The organism is Turneriella parva DSM 21527, assembly GCF_000266885.1.
GTDB lineage: Bacteria > Spirochaetota > Leptospiria > Turneriellales > Turneriellaceae > Turneriella > Turneriella parva.
In genome coordinates this window covers 516,865-529,594 of sequence record NC_018020.1, presented here as the reverse complement: position 1 = coordinate 529,594, position 12,730 = coordinate 516,865, and the positions used below count along the sequence as shown (strand labels likewise).

15 protein-coding genes are annotated in these 12,730 nt (G+C 52.3%); 7 read left to right on the top strand and 8 right to left on the bottom strand.

Annotated features, from left to right (window positions below; translation table 11 throughout):
- Positions 1–89: 89 nt before the first annotated feature.
- Together TURPA_RS02475 and TURPA_RS02470 are read left to right on the top strand one after the other, a co-directional pair.
- A complete protein-coding gene (locus TURPA_RS02475) occupies positions 90–578 on the top strand; it encodes an FUSC family protein (RefSeq protein WP_014801700.1) in 489 nt (162 codons plus the stop codon).
- Entirely contained in the window at positions 556–1,611 is a 1,056-nt protein-coding gene (locus tag TURPA_RS02470; RefSeq protein ID WP_014801699.1) for a hypothetical protein, read from the top strand. The genes TURPA_RS02475 and TURPA_RS02470 overlap by 23 nt, the downstream gene beginning before the upstream one ends.
- On the opposite strand, the gene TURPA_RS21300 is transcribed toward TURPA_RS02470, so the two are convergent.
- The 7 genes from TURPA_RS21300 to TURPA_RS02435 form a co-directional block, all read right to left on the bottom strand.
- Positions 1,601–2,152 (bottom strand): TetR/AcrR family transcriptional regulator, encoded by a 552-nt coding sequence (locus tag TURPA_RS21300; protein WP_014801698.1) that lies wholly within the window; start codon positions 2,150–2,152, stop codon positions 1,601–1,603. The two genes, TURPA_RS02470 and TURPA_RS21300, sit on opposite strands and share 11 nt — an antisense overlap.
- On the bottom strand, positions 2,149–3,132 hold the full coding sequence (locus TURPA_RS02460) for a fatty acid desaturase family protein (RefSeq protein ID WP_014801697.1): 984 nt from the start codon (positions 3,130–3,132) through the stop codon (positions 2,149–2,151). Before TURPA_RS02460 ends, TURPA_RS21300 begins: the two co-directional genes overlap by 4 nt.
- Positions 3,133–3,200: 68 nt before the next feature.
- Positions 3,201–3,740, bottom strand: a complete 540-nt coding sequence (locus TURPA_RS02455; protein ID WP_014801696.1) for a class I SAM-dependent methyltransferase — start codon at positions 3,738–3,740, stop codon at positions 3,201–3,203.
- Positions 3,741–3,823: 83 nt separating this feature from the next.
- Positions 3,824–4,144 (bottom strand): Asp-tRNA(Asn)/Glu-tRNA(Gln) amidotransferase subunit GatC, encoded by a 321-nt coding sequence (gene gatC / locus TURPA_RS02450; RefSeq protein WP_014801695.1) that lies wholly within the window; start codon positions 4,142–4,144, stop codon positions 3,824–3,826.
- A gap of 18 nt (positions 4,145–4,162) precedes the next feature.
- Entirely contained in the window at positions 4,163–4,882 is a 720-nt protein-coding gene (locus TURPA_RS02445; protein WP_014801694.1) for a hypothetical protein, read from the bottom strand.
- A 1-nt stretch (position 4,883) separates the two neighbouring features.
- Positions 4,884–5,918 (bottom strand): ABC transporter permease, encoded by a 1,035-nt coding sequence (locus TURPA_RS02440; RefSeq protein ID WP_014801693.1) that lies wholly within the window; start codon positions 5,916–5,918, stop codon positions 4,884–4,886.
- Positions 5,918–6,922 (bottom strand): ABC transporter permease, encoded by a 1,005-nt coding sequence (locus tag TURPA_RS02435; protein WP_014801692.1) that lies wholly within the window; start codon positions 6,920–6,922, stop codon positions 5,918–5,920. Before TURPA_RS02435 ends, TURPA_RS02440 begins: the two co-directional genes overlap by 1 nt.
- Before the next feature lie 241 nt (positions 6,923–7,163).
- Here TURPA_RS02435 and TURPA_RS02430 point away from each other — a divergent pair, with 241 nt between their 5' ends.
- The 3 genes from TURPA_RS02430 (at position 7,164) to TURPA_RS02420 (ending at position 9,365) form a co-directional block, all read left to right on the top strand.
- Positions 7,164–7,610 (top strand): hypothetical protein, encoded by a 447-nt coding sequence (locus TURPA_RS02430; RefSeq protein WP_245536803.1) that lies wholly within the window; start codon positions 7,164–7,166, stop codon positions 7,608–7,610.
- A gap of 88 nt (positions 7,611–7,698) precedes the next feature.
- On the top strand, positions 7,699–8,376 hold the full coding sequence (locus tag TURPA_RS02425) for a SanA/YdcF family protein (protein ID WP_014801690.1): 678 nt from the start codon (positions 7,699–7,701) through the stop codon (positions 8,374–8,376).
- Between the two features lie 80 nt (positions 8,377–8,456).
- Positions 8,457–9,365 (top strand): HDOD domain-containing protein, encoded by a 909-nt coding sequence (locus tag TURPA_RS02420; RefSeq protein ID WP_014801689.1) that lies wholly within the window; start codon positions 8,457–8,459, stop codon positions 9,363–9,365.
- Here the strand turns inward: TURPA_RS02420 and TURPA_RS02415 are convergent.
- Positions 9,332–9,814 carry a tetratricopeptide repeat protein gene (locus TURPA_RS02415; protein WP_169314392.1) on the bottom strand — a complete coding sequence of 161 codons (483 nt, stop codon included), beginning with the start codon at positions 9,812–9,814 and terminating at the stop codon, positions 9,332–9,334. The two genes, TURPA_RS02420 and TURPA_RS02415, sit on opposite strands and share 34 nt — an antisense overlap.
- A gap of 216 nt (positions 9,815–10,030) precedes the next feature.
- Between TURPA_RS02415 and TURPA_RS02410 the strand changes: the two genes are divergently transcribed.
- Positions 10,031–11,440 carry an EAL domain-containing protein gene (locus tag TURPA_RS02410; protein ID WP_014801687.1) on the top strand — a complete coding sequence of 470 codons (1,410 nt, stop codon included), beginning with the start codon at positions 10,031–10,033 and terminating at the stop codon, positions 11,438–11,440.
- Between the two features lie 78 nt (positions 11,441–11,518).
- On the top strand, positions 11,519–12,664 hold the full coding sequence (gene carA, locus TURPA_RS02405) for a glutamine-hydrolyzing carbamoyl-phosphate synthase small subunit (protein WP_014801686.1): 1,146 nt from the start codon (positions 11,519–11,521) through the stop codon (positions 12,662–12,664).
- Positions 12,665–12,730 lie beyond the last annotated feature (66 nt).

Genomic DNA, 12,730 nt, shown 5'->3' with positions numbered 1-12,730 from the left:
TCTGGGTTACATGCTGCAAATTCGGTTGCTTTTTGCAATCTGAATTCTTATGTTCGCCCCATTGCGCTCCTCGGTTTTGCGAAAGCAGCATGACCCCGCAAAAGCGCAACACCGCCATTTACCTCTTAAAAATGGTTATCGCAGTTTCGCTTTGCTATCTACTTTCGCTCTGGGTAAGCCAGGTCGACTATATCTGGGCGCTCATCTCGGCTGTGCTCGTCATGACACCAGAGGGCAAAGACGCTGTTCAGCTTTCGGTGATACGCATCAAAGGCAACATCATCGGTGTGCTCGTCGGCGTGCTGTTTCTTTTTGCTGCGCTCGAGAATCCCGTGAACATTATCGCCGGCGCGACCGTTGCGCTTTTTGCCTGCCATCGCCTGCAGTTGATGGCGGGCGCTCGTTCGACCCTGGTGGCGCTGATCATCACGCTGATGCAGACCGATTCGACCGATCACTGGGGCGCTGCCGTATCAAGGGTGGCGGCGGTCGTCGCCGGCTGCGCGATCGCACTTTTCGCGACGCATCTGGTACACAATGTGTTTAAGTTGCAGTATGGCACAGAAGCCAATGGTTGAGTCGCGACCCGAAACTGTCGATAATAAGCGCGTAGGGTCGTCATATATGCCAATCATGTATAAGGGGTTAATCCGCGCTTTTATCTTGCTGCTCGCGCTGGCGGCCATTTTACCCCTAAATGCCACGGTGAATTTTTCAGGCCTCAGTGGCGCTGAACTGACACAGGCGCAAGAACTTGATGCTAAGTACACACAGTTGGCTCAATCTTACTCGCGCTATTATGGTGACGCGATGGCGTTCTCATCACACCTCTCGGCGCCGATCGCGCGCGACAACCTTGGCAAGTTTCCTTCGCTTTATGTAGGCCTTGGCATCGGCGGCTCGTTCGGACGTGTCACGGCAATGAAGAGCGAGGTCGATTCATCGCTTCAGGGCAACGTGCCGTCATATCTGGTGGCGCCGAATATTTCATTCAATTTCGGCATGGGCATCACCCGCAAATGGGACCTGCGGTTTTCATTTTTTCCCAACGTGCCGATTGCGCTCAGTTCTGACGCCTTCGGCAGCAACACCTCGGCAGAGATTAAATTCGGTACATACCGGGCGCGCATGGGCTACCATTTGGTTGAGGGGGGATTTCTAAAGCCCGGCGTCACGATCGCCGGTTTCGCCTCTTACACGACCGGAGCGATGTCGGTCACGCAAACAGGGCAAAGTGTTACCTCGGGTTCAGTTTCGCTCACCAATGTAACCTCGAAAGTGGCCACCAACTGGCAGTACCTCGGCATTGGCCCAGAGGTTAGGGTATGGTATGACCTTATGTTCTTTCATCCGTTCTTGGGATATTCGCTCGGCTTACAGGTTGGTCAATACACCACGGGGTTAAACATCAGTGGCGATATGTCCGTGGGTGCTTACACCGGCACCGGCTCAATTGATATCTCAGAACGCCAAGCGGCACGGCTACTTTCGCACCGTCTGCTTCTCGGTTTTGAAATCTCACTCTTTCTCATCGAAATCGGCGTCGAAGCACAGGTCGACATGGTCAACGGTCTCGTCGGCGGCGCATTGGGTACTGCATTTAGGTTTTGAAGGTTTCCCTTCGGGAAACCTTCAAAACCAAATCGTCGATGACACCTCTATACGTCTGAACAAGATCAATCTCCGTCTTTAGTACATGTCTCTGCAGTTCAATGCTGAATGCAATCTGAATAATAGCGTTCACGCAAAACAGCGCGAGCGCGCGTTCGTGCAGGTCGCCGTTCGGCGTCAGTTGCTCGAGCAAAGGCCGCCAATAGCGGCGCGCTGCGAGAGCTGCGCTTTTGGGGTTGTCCATAAAAACCCGGTTGAGCAGTTTCGCGTGCATCGGTTCGGCGAGCATCGCTGCGAGCAAGTGCTTGAGTTTGTCGGCGAGCGTGGCGTGCGCAAGCTCGGCAGGCGCTGCTGCGAAGAGCGCGATACTTTCATTCACGACCTCTTGGTAGAGTCTTTGTTTATTCGCAAAATGGTGCAGCACGGTTGACTTTGCCATTTTTGCCTCTTTAGCGATGTCGGCAATGCTGACGCCGGCGTAACCGCGCAGCGCGAAGAGCCTCTGCGCCACACTGTAAATACGCTGATGGCCTTCGGTCATTTTGTGGTTGCAAGTCTCAAGATTTCACCATAGCCGTACGCGAGAGGGGCATCGGCAAAAACGCCGCGCTCTTTCAACAGTCGGTGCATTTTTGGCAGGCGATACGAAGGCACCGCCATCAGAAAGTGGTGCTCGAGATGGTAGTTCACGTGGTGCGGCGCGAACGTCAGGCGATGCCACCAGCTGACCTCGGTCGTACGCGTGTTCTTTAGCATGTCGGCAACGCGCGGCAGCATACCGTGTTCAGCTATCGAGCGAATGCGCGTGAAAAATTGAAACGTCGTGAGCGCAGCGCCAACCCAAAGTAAATATAACCAACCATTGCCGGCGAGCCAGAGCGTTGTGAACATGAGCGCGTTCGTGAACAGAAACGGCCCCACCTTGCGGATTGCTAACGTCACCCAGCCGAATGCCGTGCGCTCAGGCTGCGGCAACATGACGACTCGGCCCGACAGATCGAACTTCATGAGCCCTAAGTTCATGGCTAATAATCCCAAATACAGGCGTGGGGCTGAACGGCCTGTCAGGTCGCGCAACACCCAGCGCCAGAGGCTCTTTTTTGAAATCGGGTAGTTGCGTGTGAGAATAATGTCGGGGTCGCCTTTTTCACCCTGATAATCTTGCCCAGTGTACTTATGGTGCTGCAGGTGGTAGTTGCGGTAGCCATCGAGATCTTGCAGCACCGGCGCGGCGGCGAACCACTTGCCGGCAAATTCATTCAGCCAGCGCGTCTTGAAGAGTGCATGGTGGCAGGCGTCGTGCACCAGAATCGCCAGAGCGAGGTGGCGATTGCCGAGAATGATCAACGCCACCACAACCGGAATAAAAATCGTGGGCAGGTGTGGCCAGAAACCGACGATCGCAAATGCGGCGACGATGAGCCCCCAGCTTGTCGCAAGCTCAATGAAGCCGCGAAAGTCTGATTTTGCGAGCAACGCCGACATCTCATCTTGACTTAGAATATCTTTGGGTTTGACCATTGGTGACCGAACGATCGGTCAGTATTGCCGCGTAAAGCTGATTTGTTTGCTTCAGAAACAAATCAACTTTACGCTTTTATGGCGCGCATGACGTAACAGGGGTGCTTGCCGACCTCTTCGTACTGCAATTTAAGGCCGCTCATTTCTATGAGCTGTTTGAAGTCGGCCGGTGTAATTCTGCGCGCCGGCGGAAAATAAATATCAATAAATGGATGCGACTTTTCAGGGTCCCATTCGACAAATATAAACTGCGTGCCGCCCGCCATCTGTCGCGCCAGCTGCGGCAGGCCAATGTCGGGGTGCTCGAGCGCGGCGATGCTGAACGAGCAGATCACGTAATCCATTGCCGGCAACCACCCGGGCAGCGAAATCTGCGAATAGTTGGGTAAGTGAAACGCGGTCAGGTTTTTCACCACGCGGTGGGCTATGCGGCCCCAGAGTACATCGAGGCATTCTTCGTCGGTGTCGCAGGCGTAGACACGAATGCCGGGTGTCGGCAGAATCGCGAGCTGCATCGCGACATAACCATAGCCGCAGCCGAAGTCGAGAATATTCAGGTTCTCGCGGCCGTCGCGCTGAATCTGCGAGGTATAGATTGTTGGCTGCACCAGCTTTTCGCGCTGGTCAGAAATCAGATAGTTCTGGTAGATTGCAAATTCTTCGGCGTGCTGCAGGTCAGCCCCCTGCTTGCTTAACCGTCTGTCTCAATGACGCGCGGCACGACGAAAAAGCCCGATTCGAATTTCGGGGCAAATTGGCGTATTGCATCTTGCCCGATCGACGCTTCGGGCTTATCTTCGCGCGCTGAATTGGTGAGGCCCAGCGGGTGGTCGATCGCCGGCGCACCTTTGGTGTCGGCTTCTTTGATCTGCGCCACGAAGCCCAGAATGCCATTAAAGTCATGCGCCATTTTTTCGAGCTCATCGCCCTCGAGACGCAGCTTGCTCAGCGATGCAATTTTCTGTACTTCAGCTAAGCTCAGCTCTGAGGTATTGGGCGACTTGTCAGACATAAGGAAATTAAACCCGATTCACTCAGCGCGCAAAGTAGAAAATGGGTTCGCCGGTGCCCCGAAAGAAGAACCATGCGCGAGGTGAATCCACCACAGAAATACGCTGTAGTAGAGAAAATTGGGCACAATGCGGATTGCATAACCTGCTTCGACACCGCGCAAAATGAGTATGTCGGCCAGTGACCACAGACCATAGAAGAGAAATACAGGCAGAGCGGCAGATTTGACAAAACGGGCAGAGGCCGCCGATAGGTTCTTTTGCGGCAGTACGATATAGATCCACAACACTGTTAAGATGAAAAAGATCAGCTCATAAGCCAGAAATTTATGGCGCGCTTCGGTCAAGAGGTGCGGCTTTGCGAAACCGACGGCACCCACCAGAATTGTCGGAAAAAGTGTAAAGATAAACGCGGGTTTAATGACGCTGCCGGGCAGCGATAGTTGCTGCAACTCGGTGGCTCCGAGACCGGCATAGAGAAAGTATGCCAAAAGCAGTATAAAGCGCAGGTCACCGATCAGCACGAAGACATATTCGACTGCGGTCTGCAAGGTGTCGTCGGGCATGGCAACGATTTTACTCGCAACCAGTATGTCAGCAAGCGTCGTCAGCGCAAATACCAGCAGGTATTTAAAGAGCGGCGGGCGTTTGAAAACGACAAAAAGCACGAGAACCAGATTAGAGAAAATGGCAGGCCAGGTCTTGAACCAGAATGACTGATCGATGCCGACAAGATTCATGTTACCTCGCGAAACGCTGGCGCAAACGGTCGCCGATTTGGTTGAACGTAATCACAGTGAGAAAAATCAGCAGGCCGGGAAAAAGCGTCATCCACCATGCGATGTCGGGAAAATCTTGCGCGGTTTTGAGCACATCGCCCCATGACGGCTCAGGTATGGGGACGCCGATGCCGAGAAAGCTGAGTGCCGATTCTGTGAGCACCGCTTCGGCGACGTCGAATGCAGCGGTCACAGAGAGTGGCCCAGCGGTTGCCGGCAAGATATGGATAAAGATAATGCGCCAATGCGACGCACCCATTGCCCGTGCGCTTTGCACGTAGTCAAAGTTGCGCACACGCATCACCTCGCCGCGCACGAGCCGCGCAATACCTGTCCAGCTCGTGAGGCCGATGACGATCATGAGGTTTAAGAGAGAAGGCTTCTTGAGAGCCATGACGGCAATAATCAGAATCAGTTTGGGAAAACAAATCACCACTTCAATGAGGCGACTGATCGTCGCATCAACATAACCGCCAAAATAGCCGGCCGTCGCGCCGACGATAATGCCAATCATGAGTGCAAGACCCACGGCCACGAGTGAAACAAGTAGTGAGTTGCGCGTGCCGCGAATGAGTCGCGCCGCGACGTCGCGTCCATTCTCGTCGGTGCCGAGATAATGTTTGAACCTGCTACCCAACAGATTGGGGGCTTTCAGATAGTTTTCGAGTTCCGTTTCATAAGGTGAATACGGCACCAGCGTAAACACCGCGCCGATTTCACCTTTTGTGACCAGTCTGCGGTATTCTATTTTCTCGACCTGTGCGTCTGAAAAAACCAGAGAATAGAGCAAAGGTGATCTTTTGAGCGCAATGCCCGATTTGGCTTCGTAATCCGCCTTGTCATAAATAAACAATGGCTGCGAAGAAGAAAGCACCGGGGCGCAGGTACCCGTGAACACGAACATGAACAGAAAAAAATAGGCCCAAACTGGTGCGCCGTCGCGCCGCGCAGTGGCGAGGCGGTCGGCGAGTTTTGACAACAACTTAGGCGCACGCATCACATTTTCTCGTTCTGCATTCCATAACGAATGCGCGGGTCGACGGCCATGTAGGCGATGTCGCTTAGAAAAATGCCAAGCATCGTCAGCACTGACGATATGGAAACAACCGCGATGATCACCGTGTCGTCATTGGCGTAAAAACTGTCGTAGGCGAGCTTGCCCATGCCGGGTATCGTAAAGATACGTTCTAAAATCACCGAACCACCTATGAGAGAAGGCAGCAATCCCCCGAGCAGCGTCACGAGGGGAATCACCGAGTTGCGCAGTGCGTGCACGTAAATAACCGTGGAGCCCTTGAGACCCTTGGCTTTTGCCGTGCGCACATAGTCAGAACGGAGTGCATCCAAAAAAGAAGATTTCATATACCGGCTCAAAAATGCGAATGAGCCGTAGACCATGACAAATACGGGTAGCACAAGGTGCCAGAGAAAATCGGCAACCTGCTCATACCACGCGAGCTTGCTGAAGTAGGGGCTAACCAAACCCGAAAGCGGAAACATATCGAGATATTCGGCTGAACCGAAATATTTGAGCACCATCAGCGCAACCCAGAAACCGGGTAGAGCATAGAGAACGTAGAGCACGGTGGCAATCAAGTGCTCTCGTCTGGCACCGTCGTGTAATGCCATATAGATACCGAGCGGAATCGAAATGGTATAGACGATGAAGACCGAAAGCAGATTGAAGAAGAGTGTTATCGGCAGCGCCTCTGCAATTTTACTCAGCACGGGTCGATGATCAATGCGGCTTTCAGAAAAGTCGAGAGTCAGAATATTTTTCCAGAGCTTTAGGTATTGAATATGGAGCGGCTGATCGAGACCGTAGTACGCGCGCATCTTGGTTTGAAATTCATCGAGACCAGAACTTTCTTTCAAGCCATCGGGCCCCATGGAGGCAGTCGTTAGGGCGTCGGGTCGTAATTTGATCAAAAAGAACGTAATCGTAATGATGCCAACAAAGGTCGGTACCATGAGCAGAAAGCGGCGAAGGGCAAAGCGCACGTGCGAGCGAACACGATGTAAAGAGAGAGTGGGTCAACAAATAAAGGGGTGTAGGGAAAAAAATAACGAGACCGTGAGAAAAAGGCGAATATTTCTGGTATTTAATAGATAGATGCAACGCATAAATGCTCTACATTACTACTATACGTCCGTTACCCTGCGCGCCCGGTCGGTAAGGCGAGTGCGCGCCCTGCGCAAACTGCTATCGCGCGCGGGTATAGAGTTTTCAGAATCACGCGTCATGGATGAGTTGCTGCGCCTCTACTTGCGCCTCTGGCGGGGACAGGGTGTTAAGCCCGCAACTCTGCGCCGGTACAATATCGACGGGCGAGGGTATCAGGTGCGCCCGTTTTATATAAATCGCGTTCTGCACGCAGCGGCCACTCACCGGGCGATGCATTCCGGAGAGTCGCTCTCGCGCATGCTGGATTTTGCGATAAGAAATTATGCTCGACGACTGCTTGAGGGTTTTTTGCGATCGGGCCGTCTTCTGTCGATTCAGCAAAGAAAAAACTGGAGTGCCCGTTATGCTCGGCGTCGGAATCGTGAAGAATTTTTTATTAGCTATAAATGCAGGACGGACGAAAACCAATTTGCGAACCTAAGCTGGTTTCAACAATGTTCTACGATCATGAAAAAGGGCCTCTCGGCTGAACGAATAATCGAGTGCTTACAAAACACTGCCTAACATAGGGATTCATAACCGAAAAAACTGCACATTTCGCTGTGCAGAGCATCTATTCCCTTGGATAATGCTACCGTTGTCGCGGACGCCTATGCGCAAAATCATTCGTACAATGCTGATTCTAAGTATTTCGACCGTAGTTCTCGTCGGAGGCATACAATTGGCGTTTATTTGGGCCACGCGAGATGTCATTTTCGGCTCAGTTAGCAATCCGAATCTGCCCCACCCAGCCCAGGTGGCGCTTATACCGGGCGCAAGCGTCTTACCTAATAAAAAACCCTCGAATACACTGCTCGGTCGCCTGCGCGCGGGAATCGACCTCTATAACAAGCAGCTCGTCCCCAAGTTGTTACTCTCCGGTGACAATACGCGTAAGTTCTATGACGAGGTCCACACTATGCGTGACTACTGCCTGCGCCATGGCGTGAAGGGTGAAGATATATTTCTCGATCACGCCGGGGTGCGCACATACGACACGATGAGCAGGGCAAAAACCTCATTTCAGGTTCGCACAGCGATCGTGGTCAGCCAGCAGCTTTACTTGCCAAGAGCCCTGTTTCTCGCCCGCGCGCAGGGGCTTAAAGTGGAGGGCTATGTAGCCGAATCGTCGTCCTTTGACAACACGTGGCAGGCGATAGGTCGCGAATATCTGGCCAGGCTCAAATCGGTGTTGGATGTTTACCTGCTGAAACCCGATATCACACAAGATGAGCCAAAACCCGTCTCAGGCGATGGCCGATCAACCTGGAAAAAAATCGAAGAGAACTAGCCAATTGGGCTGCGAAATGCACGCTCTAAAGCAAAAAAGTTTATTATTGAACTAATTACAATTGACACTGCAAAATTGAAATGGACGTCGGGAAACAGATGCTCACCGAAAAGCTCAAGAATCTTGAGCTGCCTCCGATGCCGCAGGTTGCTGCGCGCGTGATGCAGATCGACGAAAGCCAGATCAGCGTCTCTGCTGAGCAGATCAAGAATATCGTACAGGCAGATCTGGCGCTTTCGACCAAAATTTTGAAACTTGCGAACTCCGCATTTTACGCACGTGGCAACCGCATCAATAATCTGTCGCAGGCGATAGCCTTATTAGGATTTAAAACCGTAAAGGGCCTTTCGCTGCTCGTTTCTGCTGCGTCGATAATTCCCAAGAAGGGTAATTTCAAAATCATGAAAGAGCTCTGGATGCGTTCTGTTTTGAGCGCCCTCATTGCCAAGATTGTCGCCGAACGTGTCGGCAAAGAAAAGGTGAAAGACGAAGTTTTTATGATTGGTCTTTTGCGTCAAATCGGCAAGTCGATTCTGGCGAACCAGTTTCCCGAAGAGTATGCAATCTGTTTTCAGATGTCGGGCGATGCCGCCGATGAAGAAAAATTGCACCAGCTTGAAATGATGAAGTGGCAGTTTACCTCTGCCGATGCCTCTGCGTTTGCGATGAAAACCTGGAACTTTCCACCTGAGCTGGTCGACTCAAGCAACGTGCTCAGATATAAAATCGCAGATGCGCAGCAGCTTGAGAAAGACCAGCCGCTGCTTATGCCGGTTATTCTGGCCGAGTACATTGTATTGCTTTCAGGCTATACGGATTCGTTCAAGCCTGATCAGAAGTTAAGGGACAAGCTACTCGCCGAATTCAAGCGCATCTGCCCGGTTTACCAGATCGATGAGGTAAAACAAAAATATTATCTTGAAGAGTTGCGGCAGGTAATTAAGCAAGACTCGTTTTATTCTTTCTGCGGCGAGCTCTTCTCTGACTGATCGGTAAAGGCCTCGCGTTTCAGGTAGTCGCCGCTTTTTTGCACCAGATTCAGAGATTCCATACGTTCGCGGGCGCGCTTGGCGGCTTCTGAATTGGGGTCGATTGAATTCAGCTCTTTGTAGATTCTGACAGCGCGTTCTTCTTCGCCCTGCAATTCGTGCAGGCGTGCGGCTTCGAGGTTATAGGCCAGGCCGAGCTGGCTTACCCCGAGCGCACGGTAGAGTTCTTCGTATTGTCTGGCCGCCAGATCAAACCTTTGGCGCTTCTCATAGATTCGGGCCATGTTTTCGCGCGCTTCGCGAACGCGAATATGCCACGGAAACACGCGTACGAATTCGCGGTAAGTCTGCAGCGCTTCGTTATATCTTTTTTCTTTTGCGAGCGAGTGCGCGAGGTTCACCGCCAGATCACCTTGTTGTTGCTCGAGGGGTGTTACCGTATCGGTCATTTCTACCGGATGGCAAGACTCGGTGGGGCCGCCCGCGCATGTGAAAGGGTTCGTATTGCCATTTGGCGTCGCCTGCGCGAAAGGCATGCTCTCCAGCGCAACCCACGCGACGCATATCTTGATCAATCCGCACCTTTCCATATTATGTCACATCGGCTGATTGCACGAATACCTTGAGCAGGTTTCGCAAACGAACTATCAGGGCCGCCATTTTCGATGTTTTGGCCTTTGCGGCGAGTCCCGTGCGATCTAATATGGACAACGGTGACCTCTCCCTTGCGCTCTATATTACAACGAACCGTCGAAAACTTTGGCCTCGCCGATGCCGAAAAGAATTTTCGCAATACGTTTATCGATCGCAACCGCGGCAAACCGCTTTTCTTGATGCTCGTCGAGAAGCTCAAGGGCATGCGCATCGACGAATTTCTGCAGCAGATACCTGAATATGTCTCGAAGGTCAACACCGAGGCCAACCAGCATATACACTGTTATGTTCTCGGCGACGAACACCGCTTCTATGTCGGCATCGTGCCGGCCGATGACGCGCCCGGGTTCTTGCCGAATATCGACGGGGCGATGGGCAAGTTTCACGGCGAGGCGCCGAAAGACGGCCATGGCAGTTTTGACTTCGGCATCGGGCGTACGCAGTGCAATTATATTTCTGATGCGCAAGAGATCTTCGACGAGCTGGTGCGTGCTGCACATAAAAACCTCAAAGACAACCTTGTCCGCTGGAGCTGGACATACCTGAACCGGGCCAACGACTATTTCGCCAACGTCGAGGCGAATGCGGTGATTCAACCGATTATTTATTTTGACCCCAAAAAAGAACTCTACTCAATCAAGGGCGGCGAAGTTTTTGTCGGCGGAGAACTTTACGCGAGTTATTCAGAACTGCTGCGCGACATACCCGATGATCAGGATATAAACCGTGTCGAACTATTGATTCTTGAGAAAATCGTCATGGCCTGCCACGAAGCACCTGGGCTTCTGAAATTCAATGTGTCGCCGCAGACTCTGATCGATACTTTTCCGTCAGCCGAGAAGGTTTTTCGTTTCAACGAACTCTTGCTGCGCCAGAAGCTCAACCCGCAAAACGTGCGCCTTGAGCTGGTTGAAAAACCTTATGAAGAGCACGAAATCAAATTGAAAGACGTCTGCCGTTATTTCTTTCAATTCGGTATTTCATTTGCAGCTGACGACTTTGGCGTCAAGAGCCAGAGCCACCAGGTGATTCTTGACCTGGGTGAAATGATCAAAGAGTTCAAGCTCGACCCGATTAGCTTCAAATTTAAGCCCGAAGAAGACCAGACCAAATTTTTGGATAACCTGGCGTTTATCGACTATTGCATTCGTCTCGCCGACAACCGCGAGGCGATCATCACTGCCGAAGCCGTTGAAGACTATGACACCATGCGGTTTCTGATCGCGCACCAGGTATTCCATTTTCAGAGCCACATCTTCTGCAAGAAATTACCCTTGATATACTACCGGGAAAACTTCCATAAAATGCAGAATCTGCCCGAGAGCGCAGTGCGTAAGATCTTGTCAGAAGATGATTTGATTCAGCGGCAGAAAGATGTGGGCAATATCTTTGAACTCGCCCGTGAATTGAAGTTATTCTAACGGTTTTCCTGCGGAAAACCGTCAGAATCAATTGCCGAAAAGACTCCACGGCGTGTCTGTCTGGCCGAGAGTGTCTCTGTGAGCTCTGAAATCCGCCCAGGCGTAATCGTCTTCGCAGACGGCACGTTCTTTGAGGGCAGGCTGTTTGGGGCCGCCCCACAGGGTCAGGGGGCGTTTGGCGAGGCCGTCTTTCAGACCGCCATGTCGGGTTATCAAGAGATACTCACCGACCCCAGCTACAGCGGCCAGATCGTTTGCTTTACATATCCCTCATTCGGCAATTACGGCATCAACAAAGAAGACTTCGAATCGAAGAAAGCCTGGCTATCGGGTGTCGTCGTGCGTGACCTTTGCGAGATCCCGAGTAATTTTCGCTCGACGCAGACCGTCGCAGAGTTTCTCACCGAGCAGAATATTTCGGGCATAACGGGCGTCGACACGCGGGCGGTCGTGCGAAAAATCCGTGAGGGGGGAGCGCAAACTGCAGGCATCTTTGCCGGCACAGGCAAAGACGCGGCTCGCTTTGCCGCACTCGTGGCTGCCGAGCCTTCCATGGACGGCAAGAATCTTGTCAGGGGTTTTGACGGTGTCGATGCCAACGCTTTTGTCGTCACTTATCTGCAGGCGCAGAATATTGCGAAAGAAACGCTTACACCTATTGCAGTACTCGATTTCGGTATAAAATACAACATACTCAGAGAATTGATTCAGCAGGGTTTTTATCCTCAGGTATTTGCGGGCGATACACCATTGGCCGAACAGGGTTTTGACGCGAACAAGTTTCAGGGCTTCTTTTTCAGCAACGGCCCCGGTGACCCGGCAGTCGTCACCAACGGCGTGGCAAACATTCGCGACCTGACGGCGACGGGCAAACCCTGCCTCGGTATTTGCCTTGGTCACCAGATGCTCGCGCTCGCGCTCGGCGCAAAGACCTACAAGCTCAAATTCGGTCACCACGGCGGTAACCAGCCCGTCAAAGCTGATTACCGCAAACAAGTCATCATCACGTCACAAAACCATGGTTTTGCCGTCGATGAGGCTTCGCTCAAGGCGGTCACCGAAAGCGACGCCCGGTTTGAGGTCAATGCGAACGACCTGAGCGCCGAAGGTTTTCGTATTCTGGGCGGCCGTTACAAGATTCTGAGTGTGCAATACCACCCTGAGGCCGCCCCCGGCCCGCGCGATGCGGCCATTGTCTTTTCTGAGTTCCGCGGTCTTTTTTGATTTCAAGTGAGCCGTAATGGCGCCTGGCGTCATTACGGCTCACTTGGCAGCTTTTTGCTTTACAGC